Raw genomic sequence first — 23,787 nt, forward strand, 5'->3', positions numbered from 1 at the left:
ATTGATCAATTTTTCAAAATGGATAAGATATTCAGTGACAAAACCAAGTAAAAAACTTGCGAAAAATTAAAGACTAAACGGAATATCACAAAAAATAGGACCAGTATGAGCCAGACTTATCAAAACGATCTCATTGGAATCAAAGACGTAGCAGCACGACTCCCACATTTGGTCACGAAGTTGCCAAATATTCTTGTCGGGCTCAAACAGGCTTATTTACGTACCCCTAAAACGCCAGCAGGTCTTGCCCTCGCTTTTGAGCGTGCAGCGCAAAAAAATCCTCAAGGTATTGCGCTGTTATGTGAAGATCAGAAATATACCTACCAACAACTAAATGATTGGGCAAACCAAATTGCACACTACTACATCGCTAAGGGTGCAAAAAAAGGTGATGTGATTGCGGTCATTGTTGAAAACCGTAGTGAACTTATTGCCACCGTCATTGGTCTTGCAAAAATTGGGGTTGTTTCAGCGCTCGTCAATACGTCTCAAACAGGTAAGGTACTTACCCATAGTATTAATTTGGTTAAACCAATCGGCGTAATTGTCGGTGAAGAATGCCGTGAAGCTGTCGATGAAGTACGCGAACAACTGACTGTCGCAAAAGATAAGCTCTATTGGTTTGCTGATCAAAATACACGCCAAAATGCTGGTCAAGCACCTGAAGGCTATCATAATCTTGCACAAGAAATTTTATCTGAATCTAAAGATAATCTAGCTGAAACACATAAGGTGACTGGTGCTGACGGCTTATTCTACATCTATACGTCTGGCACAACAGGTTTACCAAAAGCCGTAGTCTTTACCAATAGTCGTTGGATGTTAGCGTATGGCACATATGGTCATGTCCTCAATCTAAATAAAGATGACGTTATGTATGTCACTTTACCGCTTTATCATGCTACAGGCATGGTGGTGTGCTGGTGTGGTGTAATTGCTGGTAGTTCGACACTAGCGATTCGTCGTAAGTTCTCAACCTCTTCTTTTTGGAAAGATGTTCAAAAATTTAATGCATCAGCAATTGGTTATGTTGGTGAGCTATGTCGCTATCTTCTAGATGCACCTGAATCACACCAAGATCGCAATCATCGCGTCACCAAGATGATTGGTAACGGCATGCGTCCAAATATTTGGGATAAATTTAAAAATCGCTTTGGCATTGAAGAAGTACTCGAACTTTATGCTTCAAGTGAAGGCAATGTCGGCTTTTCCAATATTTTAAACTTCGACAATACCGTAGGTTTCTCTCCTATTCCTTATGCCATTATCCAATATGACAAGGAAAAAGAAGCTCCTATTCGTGATGCAAAAGGTCATTGTATTAAAGTCAAAAAAGGTGAAACAGGCTTATTGATTGGTAAAATTACCAATCGCTCGCCCTTTGATGGTTATACCGATCCAGAAAAGAATAAATCCTCGATTATGCATGATGTTTTTACCAAAGGAGATTCTTATTTCATCACAGGTGACCTCGTGCGAGATATCGGGTGCCGCCATGCTCAATTTGTTGACCGTCTCGGTGATACCTTCCGCTGGAAAGGTGAGAATGTCTCTACAACTGAGGTTGAAAATATTTGTAGTGATTATGAAAAGATCACAGAAGCAGTGGTATACGGCGTTGAGATTCCAAATACTAACGGTCGTGCAGGTATGGCAGCCATCACTTTAGCAGAAGGTGCTGAACTAAATGAGCAAGATTTATCCGATATGGCTCAGTTCTTTAAGAAGTCTTTGCCTAGCTATGCAGTTCCAGTGTTCTTACGTGTACAGAAAACACTCGAAACTACAGGAACATTTAAATATCAAAAGAGTAAGTTAAAGGAAGAAGCTTATTTTCCAGACAAAACTTCAGATCGTATTTTGGTTTTATTACCAAATGAAGATGCATATTGCGATTTAAATGAAGAGATTCTGAAAAATATTGAACAGTATAAATATCGTTTTTAAGCTAAAATCGATTGTTTTTTGGCTAGAAAACACGAAATTGTGTCATTTCTAGCCAAACGTAACAAAGTTTTATATTTTTTACTTGCGCTACTCAAATAACTTGCTAAAATACGCAACATCAAAACGAGATGGGTCGTTAGCTCAGTTGGTAGAGCAGCGGACTTTTAATCCGTTGGTCCCGCGTTCGAGTCGCGGACGACCCACCACTTATTTTGAAACCCCTATGGGTCGTTAGCTCAGTTGGTAGAGCAGCGGACTTTTAATCCGTTGGTCCCGCGTTCGAGTCGCGGACGACCCACCAGATTCTTAAAAAAGCCTTTCATCTTGAAAGGCTTTTTTATTGCCTGCAATATAATACAAGCTACCCTCATAGAGGATCAATTCTTATATCTTCAAAGCTTTTGACGTTGCAAAGTATATGCACGTGACGGAAGCGGATTGTCTTTAAAGAAAGTTTGGTTCACTTCCGTTGCATTGGCAATTTTATCAAGATCCATGACCATATTACCCTGCTCATCCAAATCGTAAAAAAACTGAACCCCACTCTCTCTCAAAATAATGATTTGATGGTGATGCGGATCATACAACCAACGATCTTGGCGATATTGACGTTGCGTTGTAAATTCAACCTTACCACGATGCATAAAAATACGATGAGCTGTGCCATCAGCCAATAAATTGATAATAAACTCAGCTTCACCCTTATCACAACGAGCAAAGCCATCATCACATTGCATGGTGGTTTGGTAACGACCTACAAATTTCTGCCATTCTTTAGCAACAGACTGCGGTGTTGTATCCACATTCTCTTGAACTGGAGGCCGTGCCTTACCTGCGACATTCGTTAATGAGTTAGAAGACTCAGGCGTATGCGACTCCTGAATTTGGTTGATGTGTTCAATATGTGGCGATTCATTCTGGCTACATGCCGCAAGTGCAATATTCATGATGGCGATAATGCTGAACATTGAGACTGAATGAACTTTAAAATTTAAATTCATCATTTTATATCTTGAGCCATTTCATAAATTGCGATGTATAAAAATATTATCCTTATAAAATAGGGATATACAAGTATTAGACTGATCTGACTATTTATGCAGAACCTATACCACATCAAGGTTTTATCTTTTTCATTACATAAAATTACGATATTTTTTGAATAATCTCCTTTAAAACTAAAAATTATTCTCCATATAAAATGTATAGACAAACGTTAAAGAAAAATTGCGAAGTCTATTTCATGACTATTTTAGGTTCTAAAGGAGAACTCAATGGCCAATGTTGGTTTATATCGCTCAAACCGCTCTAACATGATTGCTGGTGTGATGGGCGGTATTGCTGAACGTTTTGGTTGGAATGCGAATTTATTACGAATTATTTTTGTTCTAGTGTCAGTGATGAGCGCTGCATTTCCAGGAATTTTAGTGTACTTAGTGCTTTGGTTAGTGATGCCAAAAAATAAAGTTCAGCACGAACATTCAAATACTTATGATCGTCCAATGCGCACTGTACATCAGGACAGATCACCGCTTTAACTTGAGTTTACCCTCAATCACCCACACAACCTCGGGTGAGTTTTTTAACACGATAATTTCCCCCAATTATCGTGTTTTTTTTATTCTCATTTTGCATCTTTCTCAAAATAGCGCTAACTTGAACAAAACAATAAATATGGACAATCAATGGCACAGTCGGAATGGATGGTATTGTGGCTATGCGCACTGGCCGCATTATTACATGGCCTGAGCGGTTTCGGCTTTCCCATGATGAGTACCGCCGTACTCTCTACTCAACTCCCGCTCAGCCTCGCTGTCACTTTGGTCATTCTTCCCTGTCTCATTTTAAATTTAATTCTGCTAACTGCTCACCCTCAGTATTCAATATGGCAGAGCATTCATCACTACAGCATAAGATTTTTTCCCCTTATTCTAAGTAGCTTAGTTGGCAGTCTGCTTGGGGTGAAACTTTTATTGTGGCTCAATGAAGGTTATTTAAAGCTTTTACTTGGCATGGTGATGGTACTGTATGTGATTGATCAATTACGACAACATTCATTCACCGTCAGCCCGTCAGTGCTCAATATGCTGATATTCGGTCTGTTAGCAGGCATTATCGGTGGTGCTACCAATGCAATGGCACCATTTCTAATGATGTATTTACTCAGCTGTCAGCTGAGTAAAACCGATATTGTGATCGTGAGTAATTTAAGCTTTATCGCCAGCAAATTGATACAACTCCTTCTACTTTACCCAATTTTGGTCAATATTGATAAGCATCAACAACTTTTAGTCATGTTGATCTGTGTTTTTGCAATATTTGGGGTATGGATCGGAGGATGGATCAGGCAACACATCTCTCAACAGTTTTTTAAAAATACAGTATTGATCCTATTACTTTTGCTCGGTATTCAAGCCCTGTGGCAAAGCTATAATTTATTAGAACAATCGATTTCATTGTTTAAATAGTATATTTTGAAAAGTGATAAGGATATTCATTCTTCAGAATTAAGAAGTTTAATACATGCAACTATAAAACCTATAGCGACATTCAAAAGGAGCGAATATGACGGAACAACTCGCGACCCCAACCAACATGATGCCAAAAGGGCTCATCAAAGGTTGGGTGTTGATACTGATCGCCGCTTTTATTTCTTATGGACTCTATCAAGTCTTACCCTATGATGAAAACGCCAATAAAGGGTTGGCATTACTTTGCTTTATCGGCATTTTATGGCTGACTGAGGCCATCCATATCACGATTACCGCCCTATTGGTACCCGTACTCGCGGTTCTTCTCGCGATGCCTATGGCTAAAGGCGATGAGCTTATACCAATCACAACACAAGCGGCATTAGCTACATTTGCAGATCCTGTGATTTTTTTATTTTTTGGTGGCTTCGCATTAGCGACCGCGCTGCATATTCAAAAGCTCGATAAAAAAATTGCGATGTGGATCATCTCTATGTCTGGTGGTCATCTCGGCATCTCTGTAATAGCGATTTTTGCTGTAACAGCACTTTTATCTATGTGGATTTCAAATACGGCGACTGCAGCAATGATGCTTCCACTTGCCCTTGGTTTACTTTCACATTTAGATGTCAGTCGAGATCGAAAAACATTTGTTTTTATCCTGTTAGGTATTGCCTATTCTGCAAGTATTGGTGGCTTAGGGACCATGGTTGGCTCTCCACCAAATGCAATCGCGGCTAAGGCTTTAGACTATGATTTTGCAGATTGGATGAAAATCGGTTTACCGATGATGCTGCTCATTTTACCTGCCATGCTCTTGAGTCTCTATCTGGTACTTAGACCTAAGCTCAACCATAAAGTCCAATTTGTGACTGAGGATATCCCTTGGACAGGAACTCGAATTGCAACAATGATATTGTTTGTCTGCACAGCTATCGCTTGGATCTTCAGTAAAAAGCTCACCGATACTTTTGGTATCACTCAACCTGATACCTGGATTGCTGTGTTAGCAGCATGCTTGGTCGTGATTATCGGTACTGCAACATGGAAACAAGTCGCTGAAAATACGGATTGGGGCGTTTTATTTTTATTTGGCGGTGGTTTAACCCTCAGTGCAATTTTAAAAGATTCAGGCAGTTCATTGGTGCTTGGTCAAACCCTAGCCAATGCCTTTGGTGATGCCTCCCCACTCCTCATTATTTTCGTCGTTGCTACGTTCATTATCTTCTTGACTGAATTCACCAGTAACACTGCATCTGCTGCACTGTTAGTACCAGTCTTTGCAGCGATTGCCGATCAAATGGGTATGCCCAAGGAAATTTTAGTTATTGTGATCGGCATTGGTGCTTCTTGTGCATTTATGCTTCCTGTTGCGACACCACCAAATGCCATCGTATTTGGTACCGGACATATTCAACAGTCTGAAATGATGAAAGTCGGATTCGTCCTGAATATAATGTGTATTTTCATTGTGTCACTATTTATCTATTGGTTCTTTAGCTAATTTAAAAAATGTTCAAAAAAGAAAAAAGCACGATATCGTGCTTTTTTCTTGTCGATTCAAAGCCAGTCTTTTATTTATTTTGCAACACCCAACCAAGTGAATTTTTGTGGTACGGCATCTAGCTTGATACTGCGTTCAATCTTGGCCAATTTCAAATCAATCTCATGAATCTGTTTCGTCACCACATTATTGATGAAAACACGATCTTGCTGACCATGCGCAATCAGCGCTGCCTTCTCTATCGCTTCTGAACCTTGCTCAATCACTTGAATACGATGTTTCACTGTCCAAGACTCAGTATCTAAAATCACCAATTGCCCCAATGAATCGAGTATCACGAAATAATCGCCAGATTGGCTATACGTCTGCTGAAGACGTTTCACATTGGTATCTTTCTCAGTCCATGGAATTTGTTGAACCAACTTATTTGCACCATTGATAATGAATAAATCAGGTGTAGCGGATGCCAATCCAACTAGCTCTTGCGCATTGGCTTGGCCAACGACTGTACCAATACGAACGTCCAACTTAATCTTCGAGTCTTTAAAAAGACCTGCAACACCATGCTCGACAAGCAATACGCCGTCTTCACAGCCAAATGCACTATAACCTTTAACCGATGAAGCCCCGTGCAAACCTGGACACGTATTTTCTAAATTATTTTGACCATGGAAATGATCACCATGCAGTTCGTAATTTCTCACCACACTTGCTAATGTTTCGCCTGATCCTGAATATGAACTCAATACATACTCACCCAACGGTTCAGCTACACCATGATGTTTAAATGGCAGCTTTTGCGATGCCACATTTTTTGAAGCGATTCCTGCATCTGTAAATACATCAAATTTTGATGTTTCAGTCTCGCTACCATCATAAAAAATAGCAGCCTGACCATTAAAATTCCGATAATGCGTAGGTGCAGCACCATTGAGTTGGAAGTTCAATAACTGAGGTGAAGCAGTTCCCTTATCACTTAAACCGCTGTCATAAAAATTAACAGTGCCACCAACTCGATCCATCAAGATGCCATAACGTGAACTGGGACTGCTATGTAACGCAAATGGCATCGTCTTCAGTTGTTTAACATCGATGACTTTTTGCTGTTCTAAATCGAATAAACTCAATTCTGGTCGATCGACTTGATCATTGATGATCAAAAGTCTCCCCTCTTGATTTACCACAGTTGTTGGTTTTTCAGGTGGATTATTCTGATTTGATTTGTTGTTATCACTACCACCACAAGCTGTCAGTAAAATAGCTGAAAGCAAAATGCTGATCTTTGGTAATTGGTTTTTCATGGAGATCATCTCTTATTATGACAATACATTACACTTGGAATGTTATAACATAACATTTATAACATAGTGATACAGAGATTCAAAGATTTATTCATTATCTCAGATGAAATATCTCCACTGAAAAGCCAAAAGTTAAAGTAAAAATGAAATCAACTGAGGTTGATTTCCTGCCATCTGATTAAAAACTTCAACATGTAGGCAAGAACACTACAGATGTCGTTCTGCTCCAAGTATGCAAACTTTTTAGCAATTGAGTTGGCCGCACAAATTTATGGACTAACCTTTGCCACTCCCTGCTAAAGCCCTTATAATTGAGCGCAATTTTTCTCTAATTTTAAGTGGAAGACCATGAGTCGCGCCATATCGCATATTGATACTTTCCAAGGCTTAATTCTTGCCTTACAAAACTACTGGGCGGAGCAAGGCTGCGTCGTGTTACAGCCTTACGACATGGAAATGGGTGCAGGTACATTCCACACTGCAACTTTCCTACGCGCATTAGGGCCTGAAACTTGGAACGCTGCATACGTTCAACCTTCACGTCGTCCGAAAGACGGTCGTTATGGTGAAAACCCAAACCGTTTGCAACATTACTACCAATTCCAAGTGGTACTTAAGCCAAACCCAGACAACATCCAACAGCTGTATCTTGACTCGCTTAAAGCGATTGGTATTGATCCGTTGGTACATGACATTCGTTTCGTAGAAGACAACTGGGAATCTCCAACGCTTGGCGCGTGGGGCTTAGGTTGGGAAGTATGGTTAAACGGCATGGAAGTGACTCAGTTCACTTACTTCCAACAAGTCGGTGGTGTTGAGTGCTACCCTGTTACTGGAGAAATCACTTATGGTTTAGAGCGTCTTGCAATGTACTTGCAAGGTGTAGACTCAGTTTACGATTTGGTTTGGACTAAAGGTCAGTTTGGTACAGTGACTTATGGTGATGTATTCCATCAAAATGAAGTTGAACAGTCGACTTATAACTTTGAATACGCACCTGTTGATAAACTGTTTGAACTCTTCGACTTCTATGAAACTGAAGCAACACGTTTAATCGAAGCAAAACTTCCACTTCCTGCGTATGAGCAAGTGGTTAAAGCGTCGCATAGCTTTAACTTACTCGATGCACGTGGTGCGATTTCTGTGACTGAACGTCAGCGTTATATTTTACGTGTACGTACATTAGCGCGTTCAATTGCAAATGCTTATGTGACTGCACGTGCGGAACTTGGTTTCCCAATGGCAGAACCAGCATTACGTGATGAAGTATTGGCACAGTTAAAGGCACAAGTTGAAGCAGAAGCAAAATCTGAGGAGAGCAAATAATGTCTAAACATACAGTATTGTTCGAATTAGGTTGTGAAGAACTACCACCAAAAAGCTTAAAAAAATTACGTGATGCACTGCAAGCTGAAACTGTAAAAGGCTTAAAAGATGCAGGCTTGGCTTTTGATTCTATCGAAGCATATGCAGCACCACGTCGTCTTGCCCTCAAAATTGTCAACGTTGATGGCGCGCAAGCGGACACGCAAAAACGTTTTGATGGCCCTGCTAAACAAGCAGCGTTTGATGCTGAAGGTAACCCAACGAAAGCGCTTGAAGGCTTTATGCGTGGTCAAGGCATCACGGTTGATCAAATCTCGACTTTTCAAGCGGGTAAAGTCGAAAAAGTTTGCTATTTAAAAGATGTCAAAGGTCAAAGCCTTGATGCTTTACTTCCACAAATTTTACAAAGTGCATTGGACAATCTTCCAATTGCGAAACGTATGCGTTCAGCGGCAAGCCGTACCGAATTTGTACGACCAGTAAAATGGGTGGTATTGCTTAAAGACAACGACGTTGTTGATGCAACAATTCAAGATCACAAAGCAGGTAACGTAACTTTCGGTCATCGTTTCCATGCACCTGAAGCAATTACTTTAACGCATGCTGATGAATACTTAAGCAAGCTTAAAGCGGCTTACGTTGTTGCATCTTTTGAAGAACGTCAAGCAATCATCGACGGTCAAGTCAAAGCATTGGCTGATGAAGTAAATGCGATTGCGATTGTGCCTAGCGACTTACGTGACGAAGTGACTGCACTGGTTGAATGGCCTGTTGCGCTTCGTGCAAGCTTCGAAGAACGCTTCCTTGCTGTTCCTCAAGAAGCACTCATCACAACAATGCAGGACAACCAAAAGTACTTCTGCTTAGTAAATAGCGACAATAAACTTCAACCGTACTTCATTACTGTGTCAAATATTGAGTCTAAAGACCCGACACAAATTATTGAAGGTAACGAGAAAGTGGTTCGTCCACGTTTGTCTGATGCTGAATTCTTCTTCTTACAAGACCAAAAACAACCGCTTGCTTCTCGTAAAGAGAAATTAGCAAATATGGTCTTCCAAGCAGAATTGGGTACGCTTTGGGACAAATCGACACGTATTGCAAAACTCGCTGTTGCTTTAGCACCTATCACAGGCGCAAACCCTGCGGATGCTGAAAAAGCTGCACTTCTTGCGAAATGTGACTTAACCTCTGAGCTTGTGGGTGAATTCCCAGAGCTTCAAGGGATTGCGGGTACTTACTACGCACGTCTTGAAGGTGAAAATGATGAAGTTGCTGAGTCTTTAGGTGAGCAGTACTTACCTAAATTCGCTGGTGACGTTTTACCAAAAACTAAAACAGGTACAACGATTGCCCTTGCTGACCGTTTAGATACGCTCACAGGTATTTTTGGTATTGGTCAAGCACCGACAGGCTCTAAAGACCCGTTTGCGCTTCGTCGTTCTGCAATTGGTATTTTACGTTTAGTGACTGAAAACGAGCTTGATGTGTCAATTGAAGACTTGATCAAACTTGCACTTGCTGCTTATGGCGATGTATTAAAAGACCACGACAAGACTTTAAACGATGCTGTTGCATTCCTTGAAGGTCGTTACCGTGCGAAATACGAAGACCAAGGCGTTGCTGTTGATGTAATTCAAGCTGTTCAAGCGTTGTCACCAAAATCTCCTCTTGATTTTGACAAACGTGTAAATGCGGTAAATCACTTCCGTGCATTACCTGAAGCGGCTGCGCTTGCTGCTGCAAACAAGCGTGTTGCAAACATTCTTGCGAAAGAAGCTGCACCTGAAGGCGCTGTGGTTGAAGCAAACTTGGTTGAAGATGCTGAGAAAGCATTGTTCGCTGAACTTGCGAAAATTACGCCTGTGGTTGGGCCGTTATTTGTTGCGAAAGACTACACTGCTGCATTGTCTGCACTTGCTGCTCTTCGTGCGCCTGTAGATGCGTTCTTTGACGGTGTAATGGTCATGACTGATGATGCTGAATTAAAAGCGAACCGTTTACGTATGCTTGCACAGCTTCGTGATTTGTTTACGAAAGTGGCTGATATTTCGGTGTTACAGCACTAATCATTCAGCATTAAAAAACCCACTTTAGAGTGGGTTTTTTATTTTTCAAAATTCTTATTTATGCTATAAAAACAGAATGATAATAAGAATATAAAATTATGATAGACAGTATTTTTACAGAAAGAATAGAAAAAGATCCAACTCGTATCTTCAATGGAAAGGTGATTTACCCTACATTATTAGATCCAGGTATTCATTCACTTACATTATCCCGTTTAGAAGCAACTGTTTTAAATCCATTTGAGGAGAAAAGAACTCGCTCTCATCTATGTAACCGTTTAAGGGCACTTATTCAGGAACTAGAAGCCTTTAAGGTGGAAATAATTATTTGGATAGATGGTTCTTTATGTTCCACAAAACCCCATCCTAGTGATATTGATATAGCTCTATTTCTGAATGAAGATGATCTCAACAAACTTTCATCCGAAAAATATAATGAATTACTTTCATTTTTAGAAAATCGTAATACAATTCGCGCCCGATATGGATGTGACTTGTTTTTCAACACTATGAGCGAAGTAGATCGCTATCATTATTGGCGTAGTCTATTCAGTTACAATCAACTATCTGAAGCTAAAGGTTTCATTCAACTTCGAGTAAACTCTCATGAACATCTCTACTCTTGAAGAACAAATACGTTTAGCTGAAGAAACACTCAATAAGAGTAGCCATACTGTAGATAAAAATGATCGCTTCAAAATGGCTGCATTCAATTCTTTTAAAGAACATATAAATAGCCTTCGAAAGCAACTCTACGATCTACAACTCCGTAGAGAAAAAGAAATTTTAGAAGTTCGCTTCATAGGTGATAAAGCTCATCATGGCTCACTTCCATTAATGCTGCATGCTACTTTGTCAAAAGGTTTAGCAGAGAGTCTAATTACTCTTTCTACAAAAGTAAGAACCCCTAAGAAACATGCTGATTTTATTAATCAATCTGAGTTAGATCTTCGTCTCGCTAATATTGTTCCAGGCTCGACAAAATTCATTATTAGTTTAGAAATTCAGCCTGACTTATTCGGATGGAGCCTATCTCAAAATACCCTTTCTTATTGGTTCTCATTTTTCCAATCATTAGAAAATCCCGAGAAAAATCAGGAAATTTTCTCACTTATGGGTGATAGAGGCATTGCAAGTATTAAATCTATGCTATCTGCCTTAAAAAGCAATAATTTAGACTTTGAAATTAACTGGAACTCTCACCACAATGAGAAACATTACTGGATGGGAAATGCACAAAAAATTGAAAATGCTTTGCATTTTTTGAATGAATTAGAACTTCTTGATCCAATTGTATGTGAAATTACAGGAAATATTCAAAGTCTGGATCACTCTGGAAAAATTAATCTTATTGATGAAGATAAAAAAGTCTATCGGATACGTTTAGAAAAATCATTATTATCTGAAATTGAGAAATTACATATTAATCAATTCGTGACTTTGAAAGTAATTAAACATCTAAGCACCCATCCAACTTTTGAAAAAATTATTGAAAGTTATGACTTCATCGAAATCATTTAGATATCAATTCATTCACCCAAAAGTACAATTTTTTAAAGATACATAACTATACTCAAAACATTAATTCTATAGCCAATTTTCATTCAAATCCCTATACTCAATCTGATAACACTCAACAAGAAACATTCTTATGCAATTCCAAGGAACGGTATTTATTTCTCTTATCGCTGTATTTGTTAGCGCTTGCTCAACAGCTCCATCAAATCCAAATACCCCTATCGTATTAGAACAACACAAAAACATCGCTGTTGAACCTGAAACTCAACACAATATTGCTCGCCTCATTAAACAAAAAGACAACTGCCTCATTGAATTTACAGGCAACTTTGAGACAGGCAAAGCTACTGAATACTGGTTCTTCCAAGGGGAAAAACTGATTTCAGCACATTCAAATTTAGATGCAGATGTCGAGAACAAACAGACCATATTTGATATTCAAGATTCAGTAAAACAAGCCAACTTTAACGCGCTCAAAAACCACTTTAAAGCGAAAAATCTTCAACAGTGTGAACATTTCTAAGAAGCTAAAACCATTCATCTGATCATTCATAAACTACGACAGCACAATTGGCTAAAACCAACTGTGCTTTTTTTATAAGTGGGGAGTATAAAGTGACTCGACCAGTGCCAAGTCTCACAAAAGATAGGTTTGAGTGAAAGGCTATCTCAGGTAGTTTCACATAAGATTAAAAAAATCGAATGATGCAAATTTCAATTATGACTTGGATTTGATTATACCTAAACCGTAAAGTGGCCATTTATGATTAGGTTTAATATTATTCACAATCATCGCAATCAATACTAAAGCCACAGATCCTAAAAGCACAGGAAATATGAGGAAATTCCATCCATAGCTGATTGAATCTGCTGTCAATAAAATGACCAATGGATTTGCTCCTGCTGGAGGATGCACACATCTAAAAAATTGCATTAAGGCAATCGCACAACCGACTGATAAAGCTACAGTCAAAATCGAATCATGAAAGAACTTAAGAAAAAATAGACCGATAAAAGCAGAAATAAAATGACCGAAAATCACATTTCTAGGTTGAGCTAATGGCGACTGTGATACTGCATAAAGAATTACACAAGTTGCGCCAAAAGGCGCCATGATATAAATATTTCCCGTTAATTTACTCAACAAAAGTAGCAAAAAAATACTAATTGTTCCTCCAATAAAGCTCCGAATCATTTCGTGCGGTTTAGGAAAAGCAGTAAGTTTTTCTTTTCCTTCAAAAATTGAAAGCATACTGATATCGCCTTTTTAATATTGTTTTAAAAGCATAATACAGATAAAATAAAAATAGTACAGATCTGTACTATTTTTATTTTCAGGATTGCAAGGATGTCAAAATCAGCATTAAAAATTCTTGATACAGCAGAAAAACTATTTAACCAAAATAGCTTTGTTGGCGTTGGTGTAGACTTAATTCGAGATCAATCAGGGTGTTCGAAAACCACGATGTACACGTACTACAAAAATAAGATGCAGTTGGTTGAATCCGTTCTCAAAGCTCGTGATGAAAAATTTAAAGCGAGTTTGTTTCAATATATCGGCAAATCAGAAGGTCTTGCTGCAATAAACAAAATTTTTGATTGGCATATGCAGTGGTTTCAACAAGACTCCTTTAAAGGGTGCTTATTCGTTAGAGCTGTTGCTGAATCGAACCAAGATGATAAATCTATAATCTCAGTTGCTCAAAATCATAAGCAATGGATAAAAGAATTAATATCAACACATTGCTTGAATATGGGCCGACAAGACTTATCCGAATTAATTTACACACTAATAGAAGGATTAATTAGCCGATTCTTGGTAGATGGATTTGATCCTCAACTTGGTGCTCTGATTAAGAAAAATATAAATCATCTATTAGAGGAATGACTTTGATTTAAAGCTACGCATATTTTGCCTAAATCAGTTTTGCTTCAGATATCAAAGTAAAAAAATTTGATTAATCACGATTTTTTCATAAAGGTGAAAGTCTCACATAGCGCTGAGTTTCTACAGTTTCAATAAAAGCTCCTGATTGGCATAAATGCTCACAATTTATAATTTTCTTTAGAAATCAGATAGAAGAAATATCTTCTAAATTATGATTAATTTATATACAGTTGTATTTTTTAAACTGACCCAATCAATATTTTTTTATATTAAAAATAAAATACTTAATCAAAACATCATTGCCAATCCGACAAACAGCAAGACCCCAACTTGTTAGTTAAACTAAACAGTGATACAACATCAAAGCCTAATCTGAATTATCTTTTTTGATCAGATTAGGAGACATAAAAATAAAATGAATGGAACGATTTTGCTTTATGCATATTTCATTCTTCACTCAAGCACTACTAAAAAAATGAAAAACAAAAAGGAATTATGTAATGAAGTTGCTAAATTCTTTCTATGCTGCTGTTGGCATCGGTGTCACGATACTTGCGACCACCATTGGCATAGCGAATAAAACAATTAATCCAACTCCAAATGTGACACCAGACTTAAGCTATTTAAGTCCTCAACCCGACCCGGTGACCTCCCCAGATGTCACACTCCCAGGTACTCCCGTTGCATTAAAAAACACCCGACTCGGAACTAGACAATCTCCGAGTCAACCTCAAGTCCCATTACTTTCCAATGCCAATGCTCAATGGCAATTGTATGATCGACCTGCTGAATATCCTAAGTCGGTGACCTTGCCAGCACAGTGGATTACCATGCGTGATGGAACGCGAATCGCCACTTATGTCACGCTCCCTGCGGATGAGTCAGGTCGTCCTATCAATGCAAAATTCCCTGTGATTGTTATTCAAACGGCCTATAGCGCAGGGGTTGCAGGTAAGGTTTCAGCAATAGCAGGTGGTGCAGACCCTGAAATGGTGAAACGTGGCTATGCAACAGTCGTTGCAGATGTTCGCGGAACAGGTAACTCTACAGGCAAGTGGGAAGCTTTTGGCAAAGTCGAACAACAAGATGCTTATGAAATTATTGACTGGTCAAGTAAACAAAGCTTCTCTGATGGAAATGTCGGCTTATATGGCGTTTCTTATTTAGGAATCACTGCGATGCTGGGTGCAGCGACACAACATCCAGCAATCAAGGCAGCGTTCCCAATCGTACCTATGGGTGATGCGTACCGCGATATTCTTTTCAATGGCGGGCAGCTAAATACGAACTTCATTCCACTTTGGATGAGTTTAATTACACTGTTGGGTACTTTACCGATTGATACCTTGGTGCAAGACCCGATTACTGGAAAACTGACCGCACTCGACAAAATTATTAACAGTACAGAATTCCAAATACCGCTTTTTGCCAATGCTCTAAAAGGCAAAGCTGATGCATTTGATAATGACTTTTGGCAAGAAAGATCGCTGTTAGAACAAGCCAATAATATTGAAGTTCCGACTTTTATTGTCGGGGGAACACGTGATTTGTTCCAACGCAGTGAACCGCTTTGGCATGAAGCATTAAAAGGTCATACAACTGTTAAAACCTTCATTGGCCCTTGGGCACATATTCAAGCAGCGCAACTTTTCCCAAGTTTGCCTAAAGGTAATGTACCGCGTTTAGACAAAATGCAACTTCAATGGTTTGATCAATATTTAAAAGGCATCAACACTGGCGCTGAAACTCTACCTAATGTCACACAATGGGTGCACGGTTATGAAGATTATGTCGTCAGTACGGATTGGCCGCATGTAGCATTAGAACCTGATCGTTTATTCTTAAATACACGTGGAAACCTTGCAAAAGATCGACCAACGTCAAGCTCTGGTGAAAACTACTTATTACAAGCACCAACTTTCGGTTTATGCTCAAGTACCGTTGAACAAGTTCTCATTGGTGCAACATCTATCCTACCGTTCCCATGTCTGGAAAATAGCAACTTAGCGAATATTCCTGCTTCGGTCTTTAACTCAGTACCTTTAACTGAAGACTATTATTTAAATGGGCCGATGCAAGCTGACTTGTGGATTTCATCCAGCTCTAAAGACAGTGGTTTAGTCGTACGTGTATCCGATGTGGACCCAAGAACGGGCAATGCTAAAACATTAAGCACGGGTATTATCACAGCGTCCATGCGTAAAGTTGACGAATCACGTTCTCGTTATATCAAAGGACAAATGATTCAACCTTGGCATACATTTAAAGCATCGGATATTGAGCCTTTAGAAAAAAACAAGCCAGTCTTGGTCAATGTTGAGATTCCAGCAACTGCTGCGCTTATTCCTAAAGGACATCGTATTCAAATTTCGGTGGTTTCCAGTGATGTATGGAAAGGCGTTGCCCCATTACCAAGTTTAACTTCATCGCTTTTGGGATCGATTTCGATCTATTCGAATTCACAATACCCATCCAGCGTGGTTTTACCAAAAGTCCCGACTCAATATCTGAAGCATTGATTTTTAGATTTCTTATAGACAGCGTCTGAGCATGAATCCTTGCTCAGACTTTTTTATGTTGAATATATTGGTTTGATCAACACCTGTCTTAGAATCGGAGGATAAACTTTACTTTTAATTTTATTGTCCACGATCCAATGCACACAATTTAGTGTTGTATCCTAAAAGCCTTTAAGCGATGCAAGATGAATAAAAATTGTAGCTTTAATCATTAAAACTGCCGAAGCACAACGTTACAGATACATTTCAACATTGAAACAGCCCCATCGCTCATGTAGTTTGCTTGGAAACTGATAAAAAATTCAAAAGTTTTGTACAGATGAGGCGATTGAGTCACAGCGCCACCCATACAGAACCGAGAAGAGGATCCTTCATGAATATAATGAAAACGATGCTGGTAAGTTGTATTACGCTATACTCAGCAACTACATTTGCTCAAGACTCTACTTTAACGGGCAACAATCCTGCTTACGGTGACAATCCAAATTTAGCCAAAGTACTTGCAGTCAAAGCACAAGAGACTTTGCAAAATACAGCCAACACCGTTGATGATGCGACCAAGCGTGGTATTGCTAAAATCAAACCATCCGTCGATTCAGCTTGGCAAAACACCAAAGAATTCACCAATGAAAAAGCGGTTGCATTACGTGACGGTGCTCGTCAAGGCGTAGATACAACTGTTAAATCTGTGCAGCATGTTAAACAGAACCTCGTCGGAGCAGGTGGTGTTCCCATCGAAAGAGGCAGTTTGAGTCAACCTAACCCAACGACAGCACCTGCTGCCATAGCCTCACCTGCTCAAACCACTGCATCGGTCGCTTTACACGTTCAAGAAAATTCAGTCAACCTTGAAACTGCGCAATCAGCCAACACCACGCTAACAAGTCAAAATCAAGCACCTGAAGCAGAACCGACCATTCAGCGTCAAAGTGTTGCTTTACCTAATAGTGGAGCTACCACCTCTAGTCCAGCTGTAGATGACAGTGATGCAGGTGTCCCACGTTAAACCATGTCGTTTTATTCAAACCTAAGTGGAGTTTATTTATTAGGTTGAGTTTATTTATATCTCTTCAAGAAAAAAGGTGCTTCTCACAGCACCTTTTTTATTACTTAACTTCAGTTAACTTGACGGATCGGTTGACCCGCTTTAAATGCAGCTGCGTTTTCCTGTACTTGTTGCACAATACGTTGACGTGCTTCAACACTTCCCCATGCACTGTGTGGTGTAATAATGAGATTAGGGATATCCGAATTCAATAACACATTGCCTTGCTGAGGCGGTTCTATACTCAATACATCAGTCGCTGCCCCTGCGATTCTCCGATTTATTAGTGCTTCCGCCAATGCTTGTTCATTCACAATGCCACCACGGGCACAATTAATTAAATATGCACTTTCTTTCATTAGACTGAATGCTTCCTCATCAATTAAGTCGCGTGTTGTTTCAGTTAATGGACAATGTAAGCTAATAAAGTCTGATTGACGCAGCAAGCTTTCTAAACTGACACGATCAGCGGCTGCAGGTCGTCCCGGTAAATGAGCCACAATCACCTTCATACCAAAGGCTTCAGCCAGCTTCGCTACTGCTTGACCAAGTTCACCATAGCCCAAAATCCCTAAGGTCTTACCATTCAATTCAGCAATGGGGAAATCTAATAAACAGAATTGTGATGCTTTATTCCATTCACCCGCACGAACTGCACGATCATATTGAATAAAAGACGTTGCCAAGTTCAGCATCAACATCATGGTATGTTGAGCTACAGCGGCAGTACCATATGCCTGACAGTTACATACCACAATGTTTTGAGCTTTTGCTTGGATTAAATCGACATTATTGGTGCCTGTGGCTGAAATTAAAATTAATTTAAGCTGCGGTCGTTGTTGCATCATGTCTGCCGTAATCACCACTTTATTGGTCACCACCACATCTACATCCGCAATGCGTTCAAGCACTTGATCTGGATCAGTGCGCTCAAAGAATGTTACCTCATCAAAGACTTGATACCACCCCGAAAAATCTAAATCATTCTGATCGAGAGAGAATTGATCCAAAAAAACAGCTTTCACGTTGAACCTCAGCAATATTGATCTGCATTTCGACTGCAAGATTTTCATGATAATTCAACTGATTGTAAGCTTAATTGTAGGTCAACAATAGCTGATTTGACTGGTTTTTTGTCTCAGATTGCGTCGTTGCTGCACGCTGTGCTTTTAGGGAAAATTGATCTTCTTTCAGCGCATTTAAATATGCCGTTGCCAAACGATACGCCTCCTCACAAATACGTTCAGAAATCCGATCTTCTGTGTAATAACCATGTTTCATACAAGTAAAGATCATTTCAATAATGATCAACATACTGTCAGGTTGTTGTGGTAAATAATCATCTACCCGAATTGCTTTAAGTGCATCTCTTAAATCTTGACTGAACTGTTTGAGTTCCATTTGATGACGTAAATACACTTGTCGGTTCAGTGGACCTGACAATATTAATAATCGTGCCACAGCAGATTCATTATAAAACTTGGCAGTGGTTTCAATCACAGCTGCAGCCACCATTCGACCATAAGCCGCCATACTTTCGTGCGGATGTTCGCGTATGACGTTTAAACCAGCTTCCTTGAGCAAGCTTACTAGTTTCTGCAAATGCAACTGTGCCATATGATGCAACAGATCATATTTTGTCGGAAAGAACTGATAAATACTCGCTCTTGGAATGTTTGAAGCATTGGCAATTTCAGGAATTGAAATTGACTCTAAGCCCATTTTAACTAAAAGTTTTTCAGCGGTTTGAATCACCTGCATAACACGACGATGTGTACGCGATTGTTTTGGAGGATTCATTCCTGTTTCAGTTTTTGCAATTTTCTTTTTATTCATTTGTCCCACCTAAATTCCATTTATATGGGTTTTTTTGTGCTCAAGTAGACACGTGAAAGATGCATGAATATTCCGATATTCATGAATACATCATCATTTGAATCATTCAAATTCGTTATATATTGCCTGATCTTAGCAACGAAACAGAGTCATTCCGTCGCTTTCGTTACAAAATAAACACGGGTAAATTTTAAACAATATCACTTTTTATGACAGATTGAGACCTATCACACACTCTATCTTTTTTACTTAAAGATAAAAAAAGCGCCGAAGCGCTTTGATCAATAACTATGAAAAATTCAGCCTTACTCCACTGAAAATTTTTCTGCTTCACCAACAGTATCTGATTCAAAAATACAGTTTCCTAACTCATCGCAGTGCATATAGAGATGCTTATAACTGATGCTAAAGAAACCTTCGCCCTTTTTCACAATCAAAGGGCTCATATCCGCACTGAGCGCATCATCCATTTTGATCAATTTGGTGACACGGCGATCATTCATACAAATGAGATAGTGCTGTTTTTTAATTTCAATCTGGGCCAATCCAGTACTTTCCACATGTAATGGAATAATATACTTACCATTAATATCAATCACATGTTGTTCATAGCTTTCTAGTTTTTGGGTGATCACGTTAAAGACCAACACTTTGCCAAAGCTGTCATGAAGTTGTGTTTTATTTTCAAACGGCAAATGAATCGAAATACCGAGCTTTTGTAGATCTTGTTCATCTACTCGTTTGTTGGTCAGTAAAATACGGGTAATCGTCTGTTTAAGACTGGCATCAAAAAAGCTACTGTCTAGTTGTAGATCGATGGTTTTTAAAATATTACCTAATGCTTCATTGTGGGTGCCAAGCAGATGTGCGATCACGCTTCGATAGTAAAATTTACTGTTCTTTTTAACTGCTCGAATCTGGCGATAAAAGTAAGTTGCATCAAATTCATGTTCAATAAAATCATGCAATAACGCAGAATTTGCTAATACAGCAACCGCATCATGACCCGTATAAGGTAAATGAAGTGTATTGAGTTGAGGAATAAGTGGCTTAATCTTTTCATAATGCTCGCGATCCAGATCAAAGTAAGGATCATAAACCACGATATATTCTGCATCGCACGCAATATCTGTAGCGGCAATTTGCATGTCAGCATTGACCTTAGGATCGTAAAAATCAGTATAACGGCGGTCTTCAATTTCAGCAGGATTAATTGAATATTGCGGCACCATTGAAACCACACGTGCTGCGCCCAATAACTTACTGTACTTAATCGCTGCGTAGCCGCCCATAGAACCACCATAAGCCACGACACGCTGAAATTGATTCAACAAAGGCGATATTTGCTCGATCAAAGCTTGCATGCTCTGTGATGGGAACCATGACTTTTGTTTTGGCATGATACCTATGACATTGTAGTCATATTTGGCTAAGGATTTTTCAGCATTAATGGCATTGCCTTTGGCACGACTGATCAAGTCACCAAAAGAGAGAACCAATGTTTCTGTTGTTCCTTTTAAATAAATTGCTCTGATGTGTTCGTCTTCAAATACTATTTGCTTATCCATTGCAATTCCAAAAAAGGGTTCTCATCATCTGGTTTGCAAAATGAATCAATCGTTCACTTGCTTACATCACATTGTCGGTGTCATATTTTATAGATACTGTTCAGATTAAAAAGCGCAAAATATGACACATTCACTTCATCCTGCTGCTGAAAATGGGTTTAGTTCTGCGGCTGAACTTTATCAACAAGTCCGACCAAATTATCCACAGGCTATCGTCACGTGGTTGAAAGATGAGTTGAATATTCATCCTGATGCAGTTGCGATTGACTTAGGTTCAGGGACAGGAAAATTCCTGCACTATCTAAAACAAGTCACCTCGAACATAATCGCCGTTGAACCGATTCCAGCAATGCTCGAACAATTGAAAATAGTACATCCTGAGGTGAAGACACTACAAGCATCAAGCCATCAAATTGCGCAATCAACGCATAGTGTTGATGCTATTTTATGCGCACAGTCATTTCATTGGTTTGCTGAACGACAAACATTGCAAGAAATGCATCGCCTTCTTAAACCCCAAGGGCATTTAGGTCTAGTCTGGAACCAACGAGATATCTCAGTGGATTGGGTCAAAGCATTGGCGGATTACATCGCACCTTTTGAGTCCGATACGCCACGCTTTCATAGCAACCAATGGCAAAATGTATTTCAGCAGCAAGAATTATTTGAATTCCAAAGTTTAAGTACCTTCACTCAGCATCAAGTCGGCAGTGTTGAACAGGTCGTCAGCAAACGACTGTTATCTACCAGTTTTATTGCGGCAATGTCAGCAGCAGACCAAGCACAAATGAAAACAGTATTTGAATCGATCGTATTTGAACATACGGGACTCATGCCCCATGATGAGGTTTCCTTTCCTTATATCACTTATGCCTATCACTATCGTGCGCGATAAACTAAACTTAATCTCGATCATTCATTAAAAAACCAACAGAGGTTTGACTCTCATGACGGCAAATCTTCACCCTATTCGACTTTCGATATTTGCACTCTGCTTGAGTATGCCTTTCATGCTCATTGGATGCCAAAAAACAGAACAAAACCCTCAGACCGAACAAAAAGAATCCGTTGATCCATCTGTTGAATTGAAAACACAAATTGAAGCACAGCCGATCAAATCGTTTGAATCCACTCTAAATGACGCACATGACGTTGCTTTGCTGAATCAATATGATCAAAGTTTTGAGCAATTAAGTGATGAGCTAGACGCAGAACTTCAGCAATTAAAAGCAGATGGCAATTTAAATGCGGATATGGAGTTTCAGCGTAAACGAGATCTCATTCAGTCCTCCCTCAATATGTTGAAAGACTTAGATCTTAAGACGGAACAAGGTAGATATATTCAAGGCTTATTTTATCAATACTGGGAAAATCAGATTGAGGTCTATCAAGAGCTCGAACAGTCTCCCGAAGATGAGCTTCGAAATCCTAAAGATGCAATTCGAAATATGAGTGATTATTATACTGCGAAAGCCCAACTCCAACATTGGAGTCAAAATACTAGTGTCACGAAAGAACAATAGCGTACATAGTAAAAGTACAGCACAATTTTAGAAACGGTCTTCTGCCTGCTTAAGAAATACGTACTCGACATTGCCACGATGTTGGGGCATCTGTTTGAGTACGGTCTTGAGCAACTTCCCAAGGTCGCACATACGCCAATTCAATGAGTTCCTGACCAGGATTTAGCGCAGTCAGCTTCACTGTCTTTTCACCTCCAACGCCTACCATCGCTTTTGATTTTTCAGTCGCCAAATATTGTTCTTCAACTTTAAAGAGATGAAGCGGTTGCATAATTTGCCATTGATAACCCGTACTTGGATTTTCTGCTGCATTAAATTCTAAGGTTTCACCCACTTTCATCACCAATAGTGCAGGACAATTTTGCTGATCAGTATAGTGATGGGACTCCGCTTGCACTTCAGAGACTGGGTTTTGACATGCGGCAAGACTACTCCCGAGTACGCCAATACATAAACTTATCCATAAGGATGTCTTGCCAACGCTCATGATCCACACTCTCTCATTTCTCTAATGATGAAGACTTTGAGCTGAAAGTCATTTCAAACTCATCAATCTCAAATCCTGTTTAAATATTGCGCTTTTCTAACCATTCAATTGATTCGACGCGAATTAATTTGCATGCACCATCGCCGATACCATTCCAATCCAAAGCTGACTTCCACACCAAATCTTTGGCATTAATTTGCACCAATTCCCCTTCTAAGCGCACCAGATCACCGCGTTGAACTTTCTTAATCTCTTTCGCAATTTCTGGATTAGCTGGGATAATGTGCATGTTACTCACCAACTGTGTTGCTAAGCGTGGATGAATCGGTGGTTTTGCCATTTTCCAATTTAAGTAGCGGTCATACTGATTAATCGAAATTTGTCGTGCAATTTCAGGTTCTGTGAAAATACCGCGGGTCACTGCATAATCGATGGGTGAAAATTGGGCTTGCGGATCATCGGTATATTCTTTTGAACCAAGAATACGAAATTCCCCTTCAAAAGGTTCCAATACCGAAATTTTTTGATCTGCCGAAGCTGGCGGCAAACCATTGGCAATATTAAAGTCGCTCGACTTCACACTGGCAGAGCTATAAGCCGAAACACCACCAAGGGCGATACATAATGCGAGAACTAACTTTTTCAACAGACATCCATCCTTCTTTCTAAGTGTCAAAAACAACTCAACAGCAGCACATACATCTACTATGGACAACATCCGACTGAATTGTATTTAACCTAAATCTATATGATCTATGTTAGAACTTCATTCTGAAAAGGAAATT

General features: G+C 39.4%; 22 protein-coding genes and 2 tRNA genes. 16 read left to right on the forward strand and 8 right to left on the reverse strand.

The window, feature by feature from the left end:
* The first annotated feature begins 105 nt into the window (after positions 1-105).
* The 3 genes from AC1M9E_RS12435 (at position 106) to AC1M9E_RS12445 (ending at position 2,248) form a co-directional block, all read left to right on the forward strand.
* Positions 106-1,947, forward strand: a complete 1,842-nt coding sequence (locus AC1M9E_RS12435; protein ID WP_481588638.1) for a long-chain-acyl-CoA synthetase — start codon at positions 106-108, stop codon at positions 1,945-1,947.
* A gap of 130 nt (positions 1,948-2,077) precedes the next feature.
* Positions 2,078-2,153, forward strand: a tRNA-Lys gene (locus AC1M9E_RS12440).
* A 19-nt stretch (positions 2,154-2,172) separates the two neighbouring features.
* Positions 2,173-2,248: transfer RNA gene (locus AC1M9E_RS12445), tRNA-Lys, on the forward strand.
* A 91-nt stretch (positions 2,249-2,339) separates the two neighbouring features.
* Here AC1M9E_RS12445 and AC1M9E_RS12450 read toward each other — a convergent pair.
* Positions 2,340-2,951: a hypothetical protein gene (locus AC1M9E_RS12450; RefSeq protein ID WP_488224832.1), complete on the reverse strand. Its 612-nt coding sequence runs from the start codon at positions 2,949-2,951 to the stop codon at positions 2,340-2,342.
* Between the two features lie 270 nt (positions 2,952-3,221).
* Between AC1M9E_RS12450 and AC1M9E_RS12455 the strand changes: the two genes are divergently transcribed.
* The 3 genes from AC1M9E_RS12455 to AC1M9E_RS12465 all read left to right on the forward strand — a co-directional run bounded on the left by AC1M9E_RS12455 (position 3,222) and on the right by AC1M9E_RS12465 (position 5,922).
* Positions 3,222-3,485 carry a PspC domain-containing protein gene (locus AC1M9E_RS12455; RefSeq protein WP_179998741.1) on the forward strand — a complete coding sequence of 88 codons (264 nt, stop codon included), beginning with the start codon at positions 3,222-3,224 and terminating at the stop codon, positions 3,483-3,485.
* A gap of 147 nt (positions 3,486-3,632) precedes the next feature.
* On the forward strand, positions 3,633-4,415 hold the full coding sequence (locus tag AC1M9E_RS12460) for a sulfite exporter TauE/SafE family protein (RefSeq protein WP_488224833.1): 783 nt from the start codon (positions 3,633-3,635) through the stop codon (positions 4,413-4,415).
* A 97-nt stretch (positions 4,416-4,512) separates the two neighbouring features.
* Positions 4,513-5,922 carry an SLC13 family permease gene (locus AC1M9E_RS12465; RefSeq protein ID WP_481596197.1) on the forward strand — a complete coding sequence of 470 codons (1,410 nt, stop codon included), beginning with the start codon at positions 4,513-4,515 and terminating at the stop codon, positions 5,920-5,922.
* Between the two features lie 74 nt (positions 5,923-5,996).
* Here AC1M9E_RS12465 and AC1M9E_RS12470 read toward each other — a convergent pair whose 3' ends face one another.
* Positions 5,997-7,223, reverse strand: coding sequence for a hypothetical protein (locus AC1M9E_RS12470; RefSeq protein WP_488224834.1), 1,227 nt, complete (start codon positions 7,221-7,223; stop codon positions 5,997-5,999).
* A 348-nt stretch (positions 7,224-7,571) separates the two neighbouring features.
* Between AC1M9E_RS12470 and glyQ the strand changes: the two genes are divergently transcribed.
* The 5 genes from glyQ to AC1M9E_RS12495 all read left to right on the forward strand — a co-directional run bounded on the left by glyQ (position 7,572) and on the right by AC1M9E_RS12495 (position 12,659).
* Complete coding sequence (gene glyQ, locus AC1M9E_RS12475; RefSeq protein ID WP_488224835.1) at positions 7,572-8,549, forward strand: glycine--tRNA ligase subunit alpha; 978 nt, start codon at positions 7,572-7,574, stop codon at positions 8,547-8,549.
* Positions 8,549-10,618: a glycine--tRNA ligase subunit beta gene (gene glyS / locus AC1M9E_RS12480; RefSeq protein WP_488224836.1), complete on the forward strand. Its 2,070-nt coding sequence runs from the start codon at positions 8,549-8,551 to the stop codon at positions 10,616-10,618. Before glyQ ends, glyS begins: the two co-directional genes overlap by 1 nt.
* A gap of 98 nt (positions 10,619-10,716) precedes the next feature.
* Positions 10,717-11,244, forward strand: a complete 528-nt coding sequence (locus AC1M9E_RS12485; protein ID WP_488224837.1) for a DUF6932 family protein — start codon at positions 10,717-10,719, stop codon at positions 11,242-11,244.
* Between the two features lie 73 nt (positions 11,245-11,317).
* Positions 11,318-12,139, forward strand: a complete 822-nt coding sequence (locus AC1M9E_RS12490; RefSeq protein ID WP_488224838.1) for a hypothetical protein — start codon at positions 11,318-11,320, stop codon at positions 12,137-12,139.
* 130 nt (positions 12,140-12,269) lie between these two features.
* Entirely contained in the window at positions 12,270-12,659 is a 390-nt protein-coding gene (locus tag AC1M9E_RS12495) for a hypothetical protein (protein WP_488224839.1), read from the forward strand.
* A gap of 195 nt (positions 12,660-12,854) precedes the next feature.
* Here the strand turns inward: AC1M9E_RS12495 and AC1M9E_RS12500 are convergent, their stop codons facing one another.
* A complete protein-coding gene (locus AC1M9E_RS12500; protein ID WP_481608881.1) occupies positions 12,855-13,388 on the reverse strand; it encodes an HPP family protein in 534 nt (177 codons plus the stop codon).
* 96 nt (positions 13,389-13,484) lie between these two features.
* Here AC1M9E_RS12500 and AC1M9E_RS12505 point away from each other — a divergent pair, with 96 nt between their 5' ends.
* The 3 genes from AC1M9E_RS12505 to AC1M9E_RS12515 all read left to right on the forward strand — a co-directional run bounded on the left by AC1M9E_RS12505 (position 13,485) and on the right by AC1M9E_RS12515 (position 17,549).
* On the forward strand, positions 13,485-14,024 hold the full coding sequence (locus AC1M9E_RS12505; protein WP_481614072.1) for a TetR/AcrR family transcriptional regulator: 540 nt from the start codon (positions 13,485-13,487) through the stop codon (positions 14,022-14,024).
* Positions 14,025-14,524: 500 nt separating this feature from the next.
* On the forward strand, positions 14,525-16,543 hold the full coding sequence (locus tag AC1M9E_RS12510) for a CocE/NonD family hydrolase (RefSeq protein ID WP_488224840.1): 2,019 nt from the start codon (positions 14,525-14,527) through the stop codon (positions 16,541-16,543).
* Positions 16,544-16,916: 373 nt separating this feature from the next.
* Entirely contained in the window at positions 16,917-17,549 is a 633-nt protein-coding gene (locus tag AC1M9E_RS12515) for a hypothetical protein (RefSeq protein WP_481597535.1), read from the forward strand.
* A 110-nt stretch (positions 17,550-17,659) separates the two neighbouring features.
* Here AC1M9E_RS12515 and AC1M9E_RS12520 read toward each other — a convergent pair whose 3' ends face one another.
* From AC1M9E_RS12520 to AC1M9E_RS12530, 3 genes are all read right to left on the reverse strand, one after another.
* A complete protein-coding gene (locus tag AC1M9E_RS12520; protein WP_481597534.1) occupies positions 17,660-18,613 on the reverse strand; it encodes a 2-hydroxyacid dehydrogenase in 954 nt (317 codons plus the stop codon).
* Positions 18,614-18,683: 70 nt separating this feature from the next.
* Positions 18,684-19,424 (reverse strand): TetR/AcrR family transcriptional regulator, encoded by a 741-nt coding sequence (locus AC1M9E_RS12525; protein ID WP_092766779.1) that lies wholly within the window; start codon positions 19,422-19,424, stop codon positions 18,684-18,686.
* A gap of 305 nt (positions 19,425-19,729) precedes the next feature.
* Entirely contained in the window at positions 19,730-20,992 is a 1,263-nt protein-coding gene (locus tag AC1M9E_RS12530) for a hypothetical protein (protein ID WP_481596186.1), read from the reverse strand.
* A gap of 121 nt (positions 20,993-21,113) precedes the next feature.
* Between AC1M9E_RS12530 and AC1M9E_RS12535 the strand changes: the two genes are divergently transcribed.
* Together AC1M9E_RS12535 and AC1M9E_RS12540 are read left to right on the forward strand one after the other, a co-directional pair.
* Positions 21,114-21,887 (forward strand): class I SAM-dependent methyltransferase, encoded by a 774-nt coding sequence (locus tag AC1M9E_RS12535; protein WP_488224841.1) that lies wholly within the window; start codon positions 21,114-21,116, stop codon positions 21,885-21,887.
* Positions 21,888-21,939: 52 nt separating this feature from the next.
* Positions 21,940-22,515, forward strand: a complete 576-nt coding sequence (locus AC1M9E_RS12540) for a hypothetical protein (RefSeq protein WP_481607287.1) — start codon at positions 21,940-21,942, stop codon at positions 22,513-22,515.
* A 49-nt stretch (positions 22,516-22,564) separates the two neighbouring features.
* On the opposite strand, the gene AC1M9E_RS12545 is transcribed toward AC1M9E_RS12540, so the two are convergent.
* Together AC1M9E_RS12545 and AC1M9E_RS12550 are read right to left on the reverse strand one after the other, a co-directional pair.
* Positions 22,565-23,002: a protease inhibitor I42 family protein gene (locus tag AC1M9E_RS12545; protein ID WP_481607286.1), complete on the reverse strand. Its 438-nt coding sequence runs from the start codon at positions 23,000-23,002 to the stop codon at positions 22,565-22,567.
* A 79-nt stretch (positions 23,003-23,081) separates the two neighbouring features.
* The gene (locus AC1M9E_RS12550; protein WP_171076732.1) at positions 23,082-23,648 is read right to left on the reverse strand and encodes a hypothetical protein; all 567 of its coding nucleotides are present in this window, start codon (positions 23,646-23,648) and stop codon (positions 23,082-23,084) included.
* Positions 23,649-23,787 lie beyond the last annotated feature (139 nt).

Source organism: Acinetobacter sp. 24-47-47 (genome assembly GCF_057737035.1).